The organism is Endozoicomonas gorgoniicola (genome assembly GCF_025562715.2).
Taxonomy (GTDB): Bacteria; Pseudomonadota; Gammaproteobacteria; order Pseudomonadales; family Endozoicomonadaceae; genus Endozoicomonas_A; species Endozoicomonas_A gorgoniicola.
Genome location: NZ_JAPFCC010000001.1, coordinates 1,849,909 through 1,868,331, shown reverse-complemented (window position 1 = coordinate 1,868,331; position 18,423 = coordinate 1,849,909). Strand labels below are relative to the sequence as shown.

Sequence of the window (18,423 nt, the reverse complement as noted above, 5' to 3'; positions counted from 1 at the left end):
CATGACAACCTATCGCACCAACGATTTCTGGAAAAACCACATCCACGCCTGGAATAAAAGCGGCCTGTCCCAGACGGAATACGCCCGGAAGCATCAGCTTTCGGTCAAAACGTTCGGCTATCACAAGCGACGTCACTTCAACCAGGCTGTCATTGAGCCAGTTCAGGATTCACAACCCCTGATTCCTGTTTCTATTGCAGAAGAACCAGTCAGCAAAAAACAGACACCCGCAGAAACAACCGAAACAGGTATCTCCCTTATCAGCCCCGGGGGCTTCCGGGTTGAGCTGGCCGCCGGGTTTGACCCGGGTGCTTTAAAGCAGGTTCTCAACCTTCTGGAGGTCGCATGATTGGTGCATCCTCATCTCTCAGCGTTTACCTGGTACCCGGCGTGACGGATATGCGCAAGTCCATTGACGGCCTGTCCCTCATCGTCAGTGAAGTGCTGGAACTGGATCCATTTTCCGAAAGCCTGTTTGTCTTCTGCAACCGGGGGCGCAATAAGCTCAAGATTCTGCACTGGCAAACCAACGGCTTCTGGCTCTACTATCGCCGCCTGGAAAAGGGCTGTTTTAACTGGCCTCGTCAGGACGCTCCGGATCAGGCCATCGCATTAACACGCCGAGAACTGAACTGGCTCTTGGACGGGTTGCCGGTAGAGCAGAAAAAAGCCCATCAACCTCTGCACTACCAGCCTGCCGCCTGAATTTCCATGACCTGCTTCAATGCAAACTACAGGGCGCCTGTCGGATAATAAACGACATGAATACGATCACTACGCCAGACAGCCCGACCTTTGAATCGCTTCAGTTGGAAATTATCCAGCTGAAGACGAAACTGGCGTGGTATGAAGAACAGTTCCGGTTATATCAGCATAAGAAATTTGGTTCCTCCAGCGAACGTTTTGAAGATCAGGGACTGCTCTTTAATGAAGCGGAAGAACTGGCTGAAGAAGCCACTGAAGAAGAGCAAGAGCCTGAAACCCAAACCATTGAGGCTCACCAGCGGAAAAAGCCTGTCAGAAAAACATTATCTGAAGACCTGCCCCGTGATGTTGTAACGCTGGATGTCTCCGAAGAAGAAAAACAATGCGACTGCTGTGGCAAAGAGCTTCAGGCGTTTGGTCACGAAAGCAGCTGCAAGCTGGATATTGTTCCGGCCCAGGTTAAAGTCATTGAATTTCAGCGGTTAAAGTATCGCTGTGAGTGCGAGTCTGGCGTCAAGACCGCGCCGATGCCGAAACTGCCTATCCCCAAGAGTATTGCCACCCCCGGCCTGCTGGCCTGGATTATCACCAGTAAATACTGTGACGCCCTGCCACTGTACCGTCAGGAGTTTATCCTCAAGCGCATGGGCGTAGAAATCCGTCGTGCGTCCATGGCTGAATGGATGATCAGGGTGTCGGTTTTACTTCAGCCACTGTACGACACTTTACAGAAGATGCTGGTTAAGCAGCCATGCATCCAGGCGGATGAAACACCACTACAGGTATTGAACGAACCTGATCGTACACCGCAAAACAAGTCCTACATGTGGCTGTATCGTACGACAGGACAGCTGGGCTCTCCCGTTGTGTTGTACAACTACCAGTCAGGTCGGGATCACGGACGGCCACAAGCGTTTTTGTCAGGTTTTAGCGGCTATTTACAGTGTGACGGCTTACCTGCCTATAAAACCCTGAGCAGCAAGCAGCCGGAGATTAAACTGGTTGGCTGCCTGGCGCACGCCCGCAGAAAATTCAAGGAAGCTCTGGACGCCATCCCCAAAAAGAAGGGTGGGCCGCAAACTAAAATCAGCAAACCGGCCCAGGTGCTGAACATGATCCAGACGCTCTACGCCATAGAGCGAAGGATCAAAGACAAATCTGTTGAAGAACGCTTCCAGATCCGGCAATCGGAAAGCCGACCGGTTATGGATAAGCTGAAAAAATGGCTGGACAGGCAGCAACCGAAAATAGCCCCGAAAAACAAGCTGGGCAAAGCCATTACTTATGCGCAAAATCAGTGGCCTTATCTGATGCGCTACCTCGATAGCGGGCTACTGGATATCGACAACAATGCCGCAGAGCGAGCGATAAAACCCTTTGTGATCGGTCGCAAAAACTGGCTCTTCGCCCAATGCGTAGATGGAGCCAAAGCCAGCGCAGTGTTGTACAGCCTGATCGAAACGGCCAAAGCCAACGGTCTGGAGCCTTATGCATGGTTCCGCTACGTACTGTCTAAATTACCTCAGCTATCCAAAGGCAGCAGTGTCGAACACCTGTTGCCTATGAAGCTCACACAGGATGATTTAAAAATAGCGGATTGGTGGAAATAGGGGTAGATGGAGTTCCCCAACCGCTTACAGCTCAGCCATAAAGTAGAACCAAGAATGCAGGAAATACTGAGCTGTGAGCGATACCGCATTTGTGAAGAGCTGGGCATCCATGCTCGTGAATTAAAGGATGAAGACATTGAGTTCTGGAAGCGGGTAGGGCTCATACGACTGCGGCGGTTTATGCAGCTTCCATTACCCGATGGCAGTCATTACCAGCCTCAACCAGACAATGAAAATACACCGATATGCCACAGGCGGTTTGAATCTGTTGCAGTGGAGGTTTACCAAGAGCTGCTACAACCTCTATTCCCCAACGGGGACTATCAGAATTCCTGGGGAGAAAATGAAGCAAAGCAGATGGTGGACAGGGTAGAAGCGTACCATCAGAAAGCACCTTTTATGCTGAACCAGCTGAAACTGATCCCGGACAGCGTGATAAAAAATACAGTGAAAGGCGCAGAGTTTCAGCGACCCAAATCGGCCTGTAATTTTGTTAACCAGTTGCTGAGAATGGCGGGGCTGATTATTGATAAACAGCAGATACGCACCGGAGAGTTTAACCCTGATACAGGCAAAGAAATAAGGGTCAGGCGTTACAGCATCAATCAGGAATCGTTGATGTTAATGCGGAGATATGCCAGCTCCCGGGCAGCTCATAAGCAAATTGGTCTGTCACACATGATAGGGGATAGTATAAAAACAAGCCAAGGTGTGACAGCTCATAATCATTATATCAATTGCCTTTCCACTGTGAACAAGGTCAATAGGGTTCAATCAGCACAGGCTCCAGAATTAACAATATCCCCCTTGCAGAACAGCCCTCCAGAAATTCAGGAGAGCCCTTAGACAGCTCAGACTACGTTCTGATGATTACGAAATCAGTGACGGAAGTATAATCCGATCTGAGTCTATGTGTGATGGCGGGCATACAAACATCAGTACTAAATCTGAAGTTGCCTGCAACTGATGGGCGGTACCTGGTTCGATAGTAAAGCTATCTCCGCTAGATACTGTATGTGCTTTGGTTTCTCCCACATAACCGTCATCTTCAACATTGGCCGTGTAAATGATGCCTTTGCCGGACAGGATGGAGTATATCTCTTCACCCTCAGCATGATAGTGGCACCCAACTTTATGACTGCTCTTGATTTCAGCACTGAACAGGCAAAAATCATTGCCGGTTGATAGCGGGGCTATGGCAATGCCTACATGATCATCCGGCTTGGCCTGATGCAGGGCATCTTTGATATTGATAATGCTTCGCATGAGAGACTGCTCAATTTTTTATCTGCGATATAGGATTGGTGATAAATTGAACATTCGCAAGATTTAGTCTTCTCCAATATGAATGAGCCTCATGATTTTGGTTCTATCGTTCATTATTACAGGATGAAAATAATCATGAATACGGGGCTCATTAAGACCCTTGAGTACGTGCGTGAACCACTTGTGCAAGCACCATTACTCAAACCCGAGTGGGAGTCAAAAGATGAGTACTATTAATGAGTTAAAGGCACTTTGAAGAACTTTCGATACCAGCTTCTTGCTCGGCAGAAAAAGTACTTATCAAACAGTACCCAACGGTCACTACAGGCTACTCCAGAATTCAAACCATCCGCTTCATCAGCTCGTAGGCTTCTCAAGGCGTTTGAATGCGCCTACGGCAGAATTGAACAGTGAGTCCGGTTTCTGTCATTTGGATAAAAAGCCTGCTTCCGACAACAGTAGTCAGATCATCCGGCTCGGTACACTGAGCAATGAAAATCAAATGATCAGGGAAACCTGCCAAAAGCAGTCAATGAAAGAATGTCTGAACAGTGCCAGGTGTTGAAATACCAAAAGCAGATCGCTTTCGGTGACGGTTTGCCCTGTCAATCGGTAACAGGGTATCAAATGAGTCGCTCGCAGGGAGTCCCAGTTGCCTCACGGCAATATCATGGGTGGGTTTTGTCGAGCCACGTATGCAGCGCACCCATTTCGCTGGTTTCTTCCCGACAAAACACTGAAGTGTGGCAAGTATAGTGAACTTGTTTTGGTAAAGCTCAGCTTACTGTAAACAAAATATGATAGGATAGTCAGGTTTTAAAATTTAACTGCCACTGTGAGACCGATGTCTGAATAATATCCGACCATTATTTCTGTCTTAGGCGGTAGTGTGGACGAACAAAAAGTTAGCGGTCAACAGGGCTTAAGACCGCTTTACCACCCCGGTTAAGCACATGAGTATATATCATCGTTGTATTAACATTGGCATGACCAAGCAGCTCTTGCACGGTTCTGATATCGTAACCGCTTTCTAATAAATGCGTTGCGAAGCTATGCCGGAATGTATGGCAGCTGGCATTTTTGTTGACTCCGGCTTGCCTGACAGCATTTTTAACAGCCGACTGAACCCCTCTTTCGTTAATGTGATGACGCTCCATGTTGCCAGTTCTTGGGTCTTTACTCAGCTGTGTACTGGAAAAAATATATTGCCATGCCAGCTCTTTTGCGGCATTGGGGTATTTTCTTGCAAGCGCATTGGGAAGATGGACAAAGCACACCCCTTCATCCAGTGCTTTACAGTGAAGCTGTCGGGATATCTCGATTTGTTGTTGCAACGATTCAACGGTCACTTTAGGTAACAAAGTCATTCTGTCTTTACCGCCCTTACCATGGCGTACAGTAATTTCCATACGTCCAAAATCAACATCCTGAACCCTCAGTCGTACAGCCTCTTTGAGCCGGAGGCCAGCCCCGTACATCAATTGAGCAATTAACAGCGGAGTCCCTTTGAGACAAGAGAGTACAGAGCTTGCTTCAGTCGTGGATAGCACAACAGGGAGTTTCTTAGGACGTTTTGCATTGAGCCAGTCAGTGATTGTTATATTATCGCGTCCCAGTACTTGCTTATACAAAAAGACAAGAGCGCTCAAGGCTTGCTGCTGGGTACTGACTGCGACCTGTTTTTTCATCACTAAATGAGTGAGGAAATCACGAATATTTTCTCCTGTTAAGGAATCGGGATGGCGCATTTTATGAAATTTGATAAACCTCTTGACCCAATCCCAATAGGCACGTTCGGTGGCGAGGGAATAATTGGCAGAACGAATGGCAATCTGAAACCTTTGTTGAAGTCGCATGTAAATTAGCCCTTTTACTGTATTTTTATACAGATAAAGTAGTTCGCATAAGCAAAATATACAAGGTGTCACTAACCCATTGTTATCAAAGATATAAAAAGGAGTCTTAACCGGGAAAATGACTTAACCGAAAAATATACAAATCACAAAACACGAACTGGCAGATAAACCACGAAAGATCAAAAAAATGCTGTACCCCTTGGTAGACTTGGGCTTCTGCTGGTACAGATAAAAAATCTACAGTATGTTATGCGAAATGGTTTCGTGTAAGCGACTGTTATGTGGCTTAATCAGGCATAGCGTAATCAATGGTATAACTGAAGTCTGTGGCATCAATCGTGCCTTTCAAATGCCAGTTACCAACCTCTAATCCGTTTTCAGTTTGAGGTTTTATCCAGTTCTCTATCCAGTTCTCTATACCAATGGCGTTCAGGTTCCCTTCGAGCGCACCGTCTGGATCGTCATAATCAGTGATAGCGACACCGAATAGACCTATTGTTAGCCAGACCTCAAACATATATTTTTTCATGCTTAATCCAACTCTTTCCAAAATAGAAATTGTTCGTGGTATGTTCCAAGTTGGAACCAGCCACATAACAAATGCTTCCAATGGACAGCCTACGGCTGCCACTGAACCAGGCGTTATGCGTCATCAAGGAGTAATCATGCAATTAGCCAAGTTCAAAGAAGATTATTGGCAGCTTCGCAATGGTGAAGAATGCCATAAAGAGCATCCTGAAACTTTTTGGATACCATCTCTAGAAGAAAGACAAAATCTAAAAGTTGGTGATGCCGCTAAGGTAATTTTTGAAATTGAATGCGAAACCGAAGATGGTGAAATTATTATTGAAGGCGAAAGAGGTTACTTGATTGTTTCCGAAGTAATCGAAGATAAATATATCGGTATACTTGACTTTCAACCATTGTGTATCGATAAAGAAGATGATGATGTTTACCTCCAATTTGGAGCTGAAATTCCTTTTTCAACCGAGCATGTCATTGATATTGATAGGCCACCAGAAGACTATATTAAGTGGCAATTAAGCATGAAGCCTGAACGAGTATGGTATCGCAAATGACGCATAAATCGGGTAGCCGGAGGTCTCTAACCTCCAGCCCCCACATCACACCGGCGTGCGGGTCCGCACCGGGCGATTCACCGAGGGTGGTGAAACCTGATCCACAAGTCTTTCAGGGAAACAAGCCCGAGTTTACTGAGAAAACTGTCGTTTAATGCTAACTGTGCCGCATAGGTTTTGCTTAGCCGGTAATACCCTTTGCTACTGGCTGCAATCGAGGCGGCCTTGATGTGATCAACACCTAACCTGATCAAATTTCTGTAACGGGTTTTCGGCTTTCGCCATTGTTTGATAAAACAACAGCGAATCCGCCGACGTATCCATTGATCCAGTCGCGGTATAGGACTGTAATATTCGGTTATCCTGAAATAACCCATCCAGCCCCGGATATATTCGGCCAGCTTCTTCAAGCGATATTCCATCGATACTCCCCAGCTTCGGCTGGTGAGTTTCAGGATTTTTCGCCTGAAGCGGTTCAGACTCTTCTCCGACCAGCGGATTCGCTTCCCTGTGAAGGTAAAACTCAGGAACTCAGCTTCGGTAGCTTTCACCACCTTGCTCTTTGTCGGGTTTATCCTCAGTTTCAGCTTGCGCTCAAGGTAACGTGTGATGCTTTCCATCACTCGCTCCCCGGCTCGCTGGCTGCCAACGAGGATCACAAAGTCATCGCAGTAGCGTGCGAAGCAATGCCCCCGGTACTCCAGTTCCTTGTCCAGGTCATCGAGAAGGACATTCGACAGCAGCGGTGAAAGTGGACCGCCTTGTGGCATACCTACCCGGGTTGGGTAGCATTGCCCATCAACCATGACGCCAGCACGAAGGTAGCGGCCAATCAGCTTCAACAGACGCTTGTCGTGAATCTTTCGAGAGACTCTCGACATAAGAACATCATGGCTGACCGTATCAAAGAATTTACTCAGATCAACATCAACCGCCTGATGCAGCCCCTGCTTAATGTATCGATTAACCTGTTGTACAGCGTCTTGTGCAGACCTTCCCGGTCTGTAACCGAAGCTGCTGGGAGAGAAGTCAGGATCAAAGATGGGTGATAATACCTGCACAATGGCCTGTTGTATCACTCGATCCATGACTGTCGGGATGCCCAGCAACCGTTCTCCACCATCGGGCTTTTCTATAACAGCCCGAAGGACGGGAGATGGTCTGTAAGTCCCATTGAGTAAGGCTTGGCGCGCTGAAGGCCAGTGCTGACGGGCAAAGTCAGGATAGGCTTTAATGGTGATCCCATCTATTCCGGGAGCCCCTTTGTTACTTCTGACTTGTTTCCATGCTTTCAGCAAATTGGCAGGTTCCAGTGCGCAACTCAGTAGATCGTGGTTCAAAGCTGGTTAAAGATTCTTTCGCCAACTCCAGTGAGTCGCCGGACGGCTGCACTGTGTTGAGGGAATCAGTCTCCTCTTTTCGTCGGTGTTCAGTCCTTCGTTGACGACTTCCAATCGGATTAACGACTTCTGTCGAACAACTACTATGACGTCTGCTGACTTCTGTTCAATCACCACACAGAATTACTTCTGCAGGCGCTATTGGTGGTCATCGGGTTTGCTCGAACAGGGTGATGAACCCTGTCCGCCGAGCCTGTTGTAACCAGTGGCTGAGAACTGGGATTGACCAATCGCATGTTGAACAGACCTCCCCGGATAAGAGCATGAACTTTCAGTACACAACCGCCGCATTTACCGTATCTCTCAAACCAGAGGGCTTTGTGATCCTTGGCTCACTCGCCCACGAGACTCGGCCTTGTATACGATTTCTGTCCGTCGGCTCGCACTTTTGCAGTCAGACTGCCTCCGCACAACCCCTCGTGAGATTGCACTTGCCTTAAGCTAGTGGTTATCATCGGTGGGCTTATTCGGCTCCAGATCCGATGCTGGTTTACCCACAGGGGACTTTCACCCCATAAGTTCATGCCCATGCCGGGCGTACCAAAAACTTCCAGTTCGTTCCGGGGCTTCGCCCCTCCACCCGACGTGCCTTCGGCACGCGGCTGAACCAGGCGTTAGGTGCTACTCATACTAAGCATTCTTCAAGCCAAGGTAGTTCCAGCTCTGATACCACAAAAGTTGTCCCATTACTCCTTTGCTTCCATACGATCCCAAGAGCGAGATTTGTGTCCATGTTACTACCAGGCATAGCAAACACATAAACGCCATCTATTATGTCACCTTCCCAAGAGCTAATGGTTTTCATCTTTGAAGTTAGTCGGCCTATCTGTCTCTGGGTAAATTCATATTCGCCAAACGTATCATCCATTTCTTTAATTGATTTCAAGTAATCTTCCAGTGGAATAGAACCTGAAAAATAATCAATAGGGTCTAGTTCATAAATAAACATTTTTGTTTCCTTTTCAGTCTGTGCCATGCACCTAAATCGGGTAGCCGGAGGTCTCTAACCTCCAGCCCCCACATCACACCGGCGTGCGGGTCCGCACCGGGCGATTCACCGAGGGTGGTGAAACCTGATCCACAAGTCTTTCAGGGAAACAAGCCCGAGTTTACTGAGAAAACTGTCGTTTAATGCTAACTGTGCCGCATAGGTTTTGCTTAGCCGGTAATACCCTTTGCTACTGGCTGCAATCGAGGCGGCCTTGATGTGATCAACACCTAACCTGATCAAATTTCTGTAACGGGTTTTCGGCTTTCGCCATTGTTTGATAAAACAACAGCGAATCCGCCGACGTATCCATTGATCCAGTCGCGGTATAGGACTGTAATATTCGGTTATCCTGAAATAACCCATCCAGCCCCGGATATATTCGGCCAGCTTCTTCAAGCGATATTCCATCGATACTCCCCAGCTTCGGCTGGTGAGTTTCAGGATTTTTCGCCTGAAGCGGTTCAGACTCTTCTCCGACCAGCGGATTCGCTTCCCTGTGAAGGTAAAACTCAGGAACTCAGCTTCGGTAGCTTTCACCACCTTGCTCTTTGTCGGGTTTATCCTCAGTTTCAGCTTGCGCTCAAGGTAACGTGTGATGCTTTCCATCACTCGCTCCCCGGCTCGCTGGCTGCCAACGAGGATCACAAAGTCATCGCAGTAGCGTGCGAAGCAATGCCCCCGGTACTCCAGTTCCTTGTCCAGGTCATCGAGAAGGACATTCGACAGCAGCGGTGAAAGTGGACCGCCTTGTGGCATACCTACCCGGGTTGGGTAGCATTGCCCATCAACCATGACGCCAGCACGAAGGTAGCGGCCAATCAGCTTCAACAGACGCTTGTCGTGAATCTTTCGAGAGACTCTCGACATAAGAACATCATGGCTGACCGTATCAAAGAATTTACTCAGATCAACATCAACCGCCTGATGCAGCCCCTGCTTAATGTATCGATTAACCTGTTGTACAGCGTCTTGTGCAGACCTTCCCGGTCTGTAACCGAAGCTGCTGGGAGAGAAGTCAGGATCAAAGATGGGTGATAATACCTGCACAATGGCCTGTTGTATCACTCGATCCATGACTGTCGGGATGCCCAGCAACCGTTCTCCACCATCGGGCTTTTCTATAACAGCCCGAAGGACGGGAGATGGTCTGTAAGTCCCATTGAGTAAGGCTTGGCGCGCTGAAGGCCAGTGCTGACGGGCAAAGTCAGGATAGGCTTTAATGGTGATCCCATCTATTCCGGGAGCCCCTTTGTTACTTCTGACTTGTTTCCATGCTTTCAGCAAATTGGCAGGTTCCAGTGCGCAACTCAGTAGATCGTGGTTCAAAGCTGGTTAAAGATTCTTTCGCCAACTCCAGTGAGTCGCCGGACGGCTGCACTGTGTTGAGGGAATCAGTCTCCTCTTTTCGTCGGTGTTCAGTCCTTCGTTGACGACTTCCAATCGGATTAACGACTTCTGTCGAACAACTACTATGACGTCTGCTGACTTCTGTTCAATCACCACACAGAATTACTTCTGCAGGCGCTATTGGTGGTCATCGGGTTTGCTCGAACAGGGTGATGAACCCTGTCCGCCGAGCCTGTTGTAACCAGTGGCTGAGAACTGGGATTGACCAATCGCATGTTGAACAGACCTCCCCGGATAAGAGCATGAACTTTCAGTACACAACCGCCGCATTTACCGTATCTCTCAAACCAGAGGGCTTTGTGATCCTTGGCTCACTCGCCCACGAGCCTCGGCCTTGTATACGATTTCTGTCCGTCGGCTCGCACTTTTGCAGTCAGACTGCCTCCGCACAACCCCTCGTGAGATTGCACTTGCCTTAAGCTAGTGGTTATCATCGGTGGGCTTATTCGGCTCCAGATCCGATGCTGGTTTACCCACAGGGGACTTTCACCCCATAAGTTCATGCCCATGCCGGGCGTACCAATGTTTTCCAAGGGATGCTCCCGGTGGTCGCACCCCTGAAAACGGCGTTATGCGCCTAAAACCCACTTCAGTTCGTCTTGTCTATATTTGTTTACTGTTATCACTCCCCCCAGAAGAACGAAATAATTAAAGTTCGTTCCTGTTGTAGCGCCTTTAACTCGTAACCTTGATGACTGCCTGAAGTACCTTTGCTCGATTTGATCCCTGCTCAAATAAGTTATCAAGTTATCCAGCGCATCTGATAAATCTTGCCCTCTGTTCTGGTAAAGAAAATTGATTGTCTCGAAGTCGTTTTCATTAGCTTTACCGTGCAGCGACTTTAATGTTTTCAAACTCATATACTTCTACTCCGTGCCAACCGTCGCATAAATCGGGTAGCCGGAGGTCTCTAACCTCCAGCCCCCACATCACACCGGCGTGCGGGTCCGCACCGGGCGATTCACCGAGGGTGGTGAAACCTGATCCACAAGTCTTTCAGGGAAACAAGCCCGAGTTTACTGAGAAAACTGTCGTTTAATGCTAACTGTGCCGCATAGGTTTTGCTTAGCCGGTAATACCCTTTGCTACTGGCTGCAATCGAGGCGGCCTTGATGTGATCAACACCTAACCTGATCAAATTTCTGTAACGGGTTTTCGGCTTTCGCCATTGTTTGATAAAACAACAGCGAATCCGCCGACGTATCCATTGATCCAGTCGCGGTATAGGACTGTAATATTCGGTTATCCTGAAATAACCCATCCAGCCCCGGATATATTCGGCCAGCTTCTTCAAGCGATATTCCATCGATACTCCCCAGCTTCGGCTGGTGAGTTTCAGGATTTTTTCGCCTGAAGCGGTTCAGACTCTTCTCCGACCAGCGGATTCGCTTCCCTGTGAAGGTAAAACTCAGGAACTCAGCTTCGGTAGCTTTCACCACCTTGCTCTTTGTCGGGTTTATCCTCAGTTTCAGCTTGCGCTCAAGGTAACGTGTGATGCTTTCCATCACTCGCTCCCCGGCTCGCTGGCTGCCAACGAGGATCACAAAGTCATCGCAGTAGCGTGCGAAGCAATGCCCCCGGTACTCCAGTTCCTTGTCCAGGTCATCGAGAAGGACATTCGACAGCAGCGGTGAAAGTGGACCGCCTTGTGGCATACCTACCCGGGTTGGGTAGCATTGCCCATCAACCATGACGCCAGCACGAAGGTAGCGGCCAATCAGCTTCAACAGACGCTTGTCGTGAATCTTTCGAGAGACTCTCGACATAAGAACATCATGGCTGACCGTATCAAAGAATTTACTCAGATCAACATCAACCGCCTGATGCAGCCCCTGCTTAATGTATCGATTAACCTGTTGTACAGCGTCTTGTGCAGACCTTCCCGGTCTGTAACCGAAGCTGCTGGGAGAGAAGTCAGGATCAAAGATGGGTGATAATACCTGCACAATGGCCTGTTGTATCACTCGATCCATGACTGTCGGGATGCCCAGCAACCGTTCTCCACCATCGGGCTTTTCTATAACAGCCCGAAGGACGGGAGATGGTCTGTAAGTCCCATTGAGTAAGGCTTGGCGCGCTGAAGGCCAGTGCTGACGGGCAAAGTCAGGATAGGCTTTAATGGTGATCCCATCTATTCCGGGAGCCCCTTTGTTACTTCTGACTTGTTTCCATGCTTTCAGCAAATTGGCAGGTTCCAGTGCGCAACTCAGTAGATCGTGGTTCAAAGCTGGTTAAAGATTCTTTCGCCAACTCCAGTGAGTCGCCGGACGGCTGCACTGTGTTGAGGGAATCAGTCTCCTCTTTTCGTCGGTGTTCAGTCCTTCGTTGACGACTTCCAATCGGATTAACGACTTCTGTCGAACAACTACTATGACGTCTGCTGACTTCTGTTCAATCACCACACAGAATTACTTCTGCAGGCGCTATTGGTGGTCATCGGGTTTGCTCGAACAGGGTGATGAACCCTGTCCGCCGAGCCTGTTGTAACCAGTGGCTGAGAACTGGGATTGACCAATCGCATGTTGAACAGACCTCCCCGGATAAGAGCATGAACTTTCAGTACACAACCGCCGCATTTACCGTATCTCTCAAACCAGAGGGCTTTGTGATCCTTGGCTCACTCGCCCACGAGACTCGGCCTTGTATACGATTTCTGTCCGTCGGCTCGCACTTTTGCAGTCAGACTGCCTCCGCACAACCCCTCGTGAGATTGCACTTGCCTTAAGCTAGTGGTTATCATCGGTGGGCTTATTCGGCTCCAGATCCGATGCTGGTTTACCCACAGGGGACTTTCACCCCATAAGTTCATGCCCATGCCGGGCGTACCAAATGGTTCCAGTTCGTTCCGGGGCTATGCCCCTCCACCCGACCGCCTTCGGCGGCGGCTGAACCAGGCGTTATGTGCTCATACCAACCTCAACTCGAGTTTAGCGGACTAGCCCGCCCGGCGGGCACACAACCCAGAGTAACTCTTAGCTGCCAACCTCAATTCTTCGTCCTACGATAAGGAAGGAGGCATATCCGAGCCAGAGACCGAACGCACACTGGTGCTCTTGCCCGAAGTTTAGCGTGGTCGGGAGGCTGGCGACCGCATCACTGATGACGCCTGGCGATCTCGTTCAGAAGACTGCATATGATCGACAGCCCCATACCCGGATATGCCTTCGTTCAGTAGTGTAGGAACGCAGTCATGAAACACAACCCAAATCCGGCTAAAGTTCAAAAGCGGATATCTGGCCATCTAAAAACCGTGAACCTCTATGCTGCAGGCATTGATATTGGTTCAGAGTTCCACTTTGTTGCTGTCCCTAAAGAGCTCGATGAACAGTCGGTTCGGTCTTTTGCCTGCTTTACCTCTGATCTCGAAATGATGACTCAATGGCTCGTGAAAATCGGAATTACGACCGTGGTCATGGAGTCTACCGGAATCTATTGGATTCCCGCTTTCGAAATGCTTGAAGAGCACGGCCTTGACGTCAAACTGGTGAATGCTCGTCATGTTAAAAACGTCCCTGGTCGTAAAAGTGATGTGCAGGACTGTCAGTGGTTACAACAACTGCATACTCATGGCCTGCTTGAGGGAGCTTTTCGCCCTGAAGATCAGGTGTGTGCCTTGCGTGCCTATATGCGTCAGCGTGAAACCCTGATCCGTTACCGGGCGTCGCACATACAGCACATGCAGAAAGCTTTACGGCAAATGAACCTGTTGTTGGACAATGTCGTTGCGGATATCACTGGCAAAACGGGGATGGGTATCATTCTCTCCATTCTCGCGGGAGAGCGTGACCCAGAGGTACTGGCCAAACACCGGGACTCTCATTGTAAAAAATCAGAGAAAGTCATTGCTAAGTCACTGCATGGGCATTACCGGGTGGAACACCTATTTGCCTTAAAGCAGTCTGTTGAGCTTTATGATTTTTACGAAAAGCAAATTGAAGCTTGTGACAAGGCATTGGAAGACCAGTTGAACCAGTTTGATGATAAGTCCGAGAGTATCTCTCTGCCTGCAAAACGCAAATCAGCCAGCGCCCCTGCTTTTGATGTAAGAACTCACCTTTACCGGGTGACAGGGGTAGATCTGACATCGATTGAGGGAATAGAGGAAAATACCGCCCTGAAGGTAGTTTCTGAAATTGGTACAGACATGAGTCGCTGGCCGACAGTGAAGCACTTTTGTTCCTGGCTGGGACTGAGCCCGGGAAACAAGATATCAGGAGGCAAAGTGTTGAGCAGCAAGACCAAAAGAATCCCTAACCGGGCCGCTTCTGCTCTGCGTATGGCTGCACTGACTCTGGTGAGTTCGAAAAGTGCGCTGGGAGCCTATTATCGTCGAATGAGAAGTAAGCTGGGGGCACCAAAAGCGATTACAGCGACTGCACATAAACTTGCCCGGCTGATTTACAGCATGCTGAAAAACGGCTCAGAGTACGTAGATAGAGGTCAGGATTACTACGAGGAGCAATACCGTGACCGAGTCATTAAAAACATGAGAAAGCGCGCTGAAGACATGGGTTACAAACTGGTCGAAATTGAAACAGCCTCACCATCTTGACTCTATGCAAATAACTAGTCCCGAAGGAGTTACTCAGAAGAGAATTATAAGTACTAACGTTTTGTATTTTTTGATGCCGAAATAGGTTAAGCAACCGCTTCATCTACCAGGAAAAAGCGGTTGCCATGCTCACTTCAGATCAGAAAGTAATCCTTCGAGAGCTTTCTTTATATACGACATTTCTTGCAAAAGCGCTATCACCACTTGCGGCACCGACGTTCTGTGAGTTACTTCTGGGTGGCATGCTTTCTGGCGAAGGCTTTGTTACACAAGCCCTTCTGACGATCCACTACGAAAATTTCTGGAACAGCTACCATCATTGGGTCTCCCAAGGTAAGTGGCGTTGGCGAAACCTGGCGCATCGTCTGATATTGCTGGTCAGTTCTAAAGTGCCTGACGGTCAGACCATTCCCCTGATTCTTGACGACCTGACACTCGAACGTTGCTCTGACAAAGCACCGGCATGCCGAATACATCACCAACACAGCAAGAAAAAGAACCGGTGTACTTATCTTCTTGGTCAATGCTGGGTCTTTCTGGCTATTCCTTTCCAGAGACCATCAGACAAGGTGCATACTGCGGTTCCAGTGATGGCATTTCCATCACCTAAATCAGGCAATATCAGTAAACTTAAAATTGCAAAGGCCATGCTGAAATCTGTACGGCAGACTCTTCAGGGGCGAGCTTTGCGGCTACTCACTGACTGCTGGTTTATGAATCACACCATGATGCAGCCCGCGCTTGAGCTTGGGTATGAGGTCATTGGCCATATACCCAAAAACCGGGCACTTTATGCGCTTCCAGTCGATGCGCTTCCTCCCTCTCCTTTCAAAAGGAAAGGCCGCAAGCGTAAGTATGGTGTCAAAATGACACCTGAGGAAGTAGAGAAATTACCAGAGACCAAGATGACTCTCTGGCTTTACAGAAAGAACCGGACTGTCTCTTTTCGTTCCTGTATTTGCCGGGCTCGTTTTTTGAAAGGCCGTATTGTCCGAATCGTCTGGAGTCGTTTTGAAAACGACAAGGGAGAAACAGAAACCAAACTATTTCTGTCCACCAATCCTGACCTGAAAGCCGATGAAGTGCTATTAGCCTACTCGCTCAGGTGGCCTATAGAGCCTATGTTCCAGCAACTGAAACACGAGTTTGGATGCAAGCATTTATGGCAGCAGAAACTCAGAACGCTGTTACGATGGATGCACATTAAAATGGCAGGGTATGCGCTGTTGCAATTGCTGACCATTTGTCAAAATCCAGCGGCTATTGCCCTGGCCAAAACTGCCTGGAGGCATCCCGATACTGTCACGGCCGGAATGCTTAGGCGCGCGCTGTTTTGGATTATTCCGCAGTTTCGAATTCGTGGCTGCTGGAACCGATATGAGCAAAAATTAGAGCTGAAATTGCCGGATAAAAACGAACGTCCGGATAGTTTTTTGGAAAAAGCGGCATAAATGAACTCAGAACCAATGATTTAAACGGTTCAGGCAGGTTTAAATTGTGCGCCTGACGGGGTTGGCTGTGCCGACACTAAATATTTTACCGAACGTTCATGTTTTAAGAACTCTAAACCTGAGAACCTCAAATGAACATCGAAAATTTATCAGGTATAATGAGATGTGACTTCAATCCAGGGATTTGAAAATGCCTACAATATCAATGTTTTATGGTCTGATTGTTCGTATGTATTACTTTGACAATCAGCAGCATAATATGCCTCATATCCATGTTCATTATCAGGATCATAGTGCAATCATTGAAATTCCTTCAGGGAAAGTGCTCGAAGGTAATTTACCAAAGAACAAACAAAAACTTGTAGATGCTTGGATTGAAATTCACAAAGAAAACCTAATGGCGAATTGGGATTTAGCCATTAATGGTGACTCGGTATTCAAAATTGATCCTTTAAAATAGGTGCAACTATGAATCCATCAGTTAAAAGTGTCGAAGCATTGGAGAATTTCAAGCTCAGAGTTGAGTTTGAAAATAATGAGCAAAAGGTTTTTGATGTAGAGCCTTTTTTAGAAAAAGGGATTTTCTCTGAATTAAAAAACGAGTCATATTTTAAACAAGTCAAAGTAGCTTTTGGTTCAATTGAATGGCCAAATGAACAAGATTTCAGTAAAGATACCTTATATATTTTGGGTGTACCAGTAGCCCCCTCAGAAACAAAGCATTGACCCCGCACATAAATCGGGTAGCCGGAGGTCTCTAACCTCCAGCCCCCACATCACACCGGCGTGCGGGTCCGCACCGGGCGATTCACCGAGGGTGGTGAAACCTGATCCACAAGTCTTTCAGGGAAACAAGCCCGAGTTTACTGAGAAAACTGTCGTTTAATGCTAACTGTGCCGCATAGGTTTTGCTTAGCCGGTAATACCCTTTGCTACTGGCTGCAATCGAGGCGGCCTTGATGTGATCAACACCTAACCTGATCAAATTTCTGTAACGGGTTTTCGGCTTTCGCCATTGTTTGATAAAACAACAGCGAATCCGCCGACGTATCCATTGATCCAGTCGCGGTATAGGACTGTAATATTCGGTTATCCTGAAATAACCCATCCAGCCCCGGATATATTCGGCCAGCTTCTTCAAGCGATATTCCATCGATACTCCCCAGCTTCGGCTGGTGAGTTTCAGGATTTTTCGCCTGAAGCGGTTCAGACTCTTCTCCGACCAGCGGATTCGCTTCCCTGTGAAGGTAAAACTCAGGAACTCAGCTTCGGTAGCTTTCACCACCTTGCTCTTTGTCGGGTTTATCCTCAGTTTCAGCTTGCGCTCAAGGTAACGTGTGATGCTTTCCATCACTCGCTCCCCGGCTCGCTGGCTGCCAACGAGGATCACAAAGTCATCGCAGTAGCGTGCGAAGCAATGCCCCCGGTACTCCAGTTCCTTGTCCAGGTCATCGAGAAGGACATTCGACAGCAGCGGTGAAAGTGGACCGCCTTGTGGCATACCTACCCGGGTTGGGTAGCATTGCCCATCAACCATGACGCCAGCACGAAGGTAGCGGCCAATCAGCTTCAACAGACGCTTGTCGTGAATCTTTCGAGAGACTCTCGACATAAGAACATCATGGCTGACCGTATCAAAGAATTTACTCAGATCAACATCAACCGCCTGATGCAGCCCCTGCTTAATGTATCGATTAACCTGTTGTACAGCGTCTTGTGCAGACCTTCCCGGTCTGTAACCGAAGCTGCTGGGAGAGAAGTCAGGATCAAAGATGGGTGATAATACCTGCACAATGGCCTGTTGTATCACTCGATCCATGACTGTCGGGATGCCCAGCAACCGTTCTCCACCATCGGGCTTTTCTATAACAGCCCGAAGGACGGGAGATGGTCTGTAAGTCCCATTGAGTAAGGCTTGGCGCGCTGAAGGCCAGTGCTGACGGGCAAAGTCAGGATAGGCTTTAATGGTGATCCCATCTATTCCGGGAGCCCCTTTGTTACTTCTGACTTGTTTCCATGCTTTCAGCAAATTGGCAGGTTCCAGTGCGCAACTCAGTAGATCGTGGTTCAAAGCTGGTTAAAGATTCTTTCGCCAACTCCAGTGAG

18 protein-coding genes and 2 pseudogenes are annotated in these 18,423 nt (G+C 48.3%); 9 read left to right on the top strand and 11 right to left on the bottom strand.

Going from position 1 to position 18,423, the window contains the following annotated elements; translation table 11 throughout:
• Nucleotide 1: 1 nt before the first annotated feature.
• The 4 genes from tnpA to NX722_RS08475 are packed head-to-tail and all read left to right on the top strand — an operon-like array spanning nt 2 to nt 3,161.
• Entirely contained in the window at nt 2-349 is a 348-nt protein-coding gene (gene tnpA, locus NX722_RS08490; protein ID WP_262566697.1) for an IS66 family insertion sequence element accessory protein TnpA, read from the top strand.
• Complete coding sequence (gene tnpB / locus NX722_RS08485) at nt 346-705, top strand: IS66 family insertion sequence element accessory protein TnpB (protein ID WP_262565324.1); 360 nt, start codon at nt 346-348, stop codon at nt 703-705. The genes tnpA and tnpB overlap by 4 nt, the downstream gene beginning before the upstream one ends.
• A 56-nt stretch (nt 706-761) precedes the next feature.
• Nucleotides 762-2,315: an IS66 family transposase gene (tnpC, locus tag NX722_RS08480; RefSeq protein WP_262566696.1), complete on the top strand. Its 1,554-nt coding sequence runs from the start codon at nt 762-764 to the stop codon at nt 2,313-2,315.
• 6 nt (nt 2,316-2,321) lie between these two features.
• Nucleotides 2,322-3,161, top strand: coding sequence for a hypothetical protein (locus tag NX722_RS08475; RefSeq protein ID WP_262567612.1), 840 nt, complete (start codon nt 2,322-2,324; stop codon nt 3,159-3,161).
• A 24-nt stretch (nt 3,162-3,185) separates the two neighbouring features.
• On the opposite strand, the gene NX722_RS08470 is transcribed toward NX722_RS08475, so the two are convergent.
• From NX722_RS08470 to NX722_RS08460, 3 genes are all read right to left on the bottom strand, one after another.
• A complete protein-coding gene (locus NX722_RS08470; protein ID WP_262567611.1) occupies nt 3,186-3,581 on the bottom strand; it encodes a cupin domain-containing protein in 396 nt (131 codons plus the stop codon).
• A gap of 905 nt (nt 3,582-4,486) precedes the next feature.
• The gene (locus tag NX722_RS08465; RefSeq protein ID WP_262567610.1) at nt 4,487-5,437 is read right to left on the bottom strand and encodes an integron integrase; all 951 of its coding nucleotides are present in this window, start codon (nt 5,435-5,437) and stop codon (nt 4,487-4,489) included.
• 286 nt (nt 5,438-5,723) lie between these two features.
• Nucleotides 5,724-5,966 (bottom strand): hypothetical protein, encoded by a 243-nt coding sequence (locus tag NX722_RS08460; RefSeq protein WP_262566130.1) that lies wholly within the window; start codon nt 5,964-5,966, stop codon nt 5,724-5,726.
• On the opposite strand from NX722_RS08460, the gene NX722_RS08455 reads away from it, so the two are divergent.
• The gene (locus NX722_RS08455) at nt 5,965-6,516 is read left to right on the top strand and encodes a hypothetical protein (protein ID WP_262567609.1); all 552 of its coding nucleotides are present in this window, start codon (nt 5,965-5,967) and stop codon (nt 6,514-6,516) included. The two genes, NX722_RS08460 and NX722_RS08455, sit on opposite strands and share 2 nt — an antisense overlap.
• Before the next feature lie 77 nt (nt 6,517-6,593).
• On the opposite strand, the gene ltrA (NX722_RS08450) is transcribed toward NX722_RS08455, so the two are convergent.
• The 7 genes and pseudogenes from ltrA (NX722_RS08450) to ltrA (NX722_RS08420) all read right to left on the bottom strand — a co-directional run.
• Nucleotides 6,594-7,856, bottom strand: coding sequence for a group II intron reverse transcriptase/maturase (gene ltrA / locus NX722_RS08450; RefSeq protein ID WP_262565434.1), 1,263 nt, complete (start codon nt 7,854-7,856; stop codon nt 6,594-6,596).
• A 685-nt stretch (nt 7,857-8,541) separates the two neighbouring features.
• A complete protein-coding gene (locus tag NX722_RS08445; protein ID WP_262567608.1) occupies nt 8,542-8,892 on the bottom strand; it encodes a hypothetical protein in 351 nt (116 codons plus the stop codon).
• Nucleotides 8,893-8,970: 78 nt separating this feature from the next.
• Nucleotides 8,971-10,233, bottom strand: coding sequence for a group II intron reverse transcriptase/maturase (ltrA, locus tag NX722_RS08440; RefSeq protein WP_262565434.1), 1,263 nt, complete (start codon nt 10,231-10,233; stop codon nt 8,971-8,973).
• Nucleotides 10,234-10,883: 650 nt separating this feature from the next.
• Nucleotides 10,884-11,174 (bottom strand): hypothetical protein, encoded by a 291-nt coding sequence (locus tag NX722_RS08435; RefSeq protein WP_262567607.1) that lies wholly within the window; start codon nt 11,172-11,174, stop codon nt 10,884-10,886.
• 101 nt (nt 11,175-11,275) lie between these two features.
• Nucleotides 11,276-11,452, bottom strand: coding sequence for a hypothetical protein (locus NX722_RS08430; RefSeq protein ID WP_262568759.1), 177 nt, complete (start codon nt 11,450-11,452; stop codon nt 11,276-11,278).
• Between the two features lie 51 nt (nt 11,453-11,503).
• Nucleotides 11,504-11,620 (bottom strand): annotated as a pseudogene (locus tag NX722_RS08425) (group II intron maturase-specific domain-containing protein); the annotation flags it as partial.
• A gap of 61 nt (nt 11,621-11,681) precedes the next feature.
• Nucleotides 11,682-12,497 (bottom strand): annotated as a pseudogene (gene ltrA, locus NX722_RS08420) (group II intron reverse transcriptase/maturase); the annotation flags it as partial.
• 1,007 nt (nt 12,498-13,504) lie between these two features.
• Here ltrA (NX722_RS08420) and NX722_RS08415 point away from each other — a divergent pair.
• The 4 genes from NX722_RS08415 (at nt 13,505) to NX722_RS08400 (ending at nt 17,043) form a co-directional block, all read left to right on the top strand.
• Nucleotides 13,505-14,866 carry an IS110 family RNA-guided transposase gene (locus tag NX722_RS08415; protein WP_262563664.1) on the top strand — a complete coding sequence of 454 codons (1,362 nt, stop codon included), beginning with the start codon at nt 13,505-13,507 and terminating at the stop codon, nt 14,864-14,866.
• A 125-nt stretch (nt 14,867-14,991) separates the two neighbouring features.
• Nucleotides 14,992-16,317 carry an IS701 family transposase gene (locus NX722_RS08410; protein WP_262564860.1) on the top strand — a complete coding sequence of 442 codons (1,326 nt, stop codon included), beginning with the start codon at nt 14,992-14,994 and terminating at the stop codon, nt 16,315-16,317.
• A 190-nt stretch (nt 16,318-16,507) separates the two neighbouring features.
• A complete protein-coding gene (gene dhiT, locus NX722_RS08405; RefSeq protein ID WP_262567606.1) occupies nt 16,508-16,777 on the top strand; it encodes a type II toxin-antitoxin system toxin DhiT in 270 nt (89 codons plus the stop codon).
• Between the two features lie 8 nt (nt 16,778-16,785).
• Nucleotides 16,786-17,043 (top strand): DUF2442 domain-containing protein, encoded by a 258-nt coding sequence (locus NX722_RS08400; RefSeq protein ID WP_262567605.1) that lies wholly within the window; start codon nt 16,786-16,788, stop codon nt 17,041-17,043.
• An 82-nt stretch (nt 17,044-17,125) separates the two neighbouring features.
• Here NX722_RS08400 and ltrA (NX722_RS08395) read toward each other — a convergent pair whose 3' ends face one another.
• Nucleotides 17,126-18,388: a group II intron reverse transcriptase/maturase gene (gene ltrA, locus NX722_RS08395; RefSeq protein WP_262565434.1), complete on the bottom strand. Its 1,263-nt coding sequence runs from the start codon at nt 18,386-18,388 to the stop codon at nt 17,126-17,128.
• Nucleotides 18,389-18,423 lie beyond the last annotated feature (35 nt).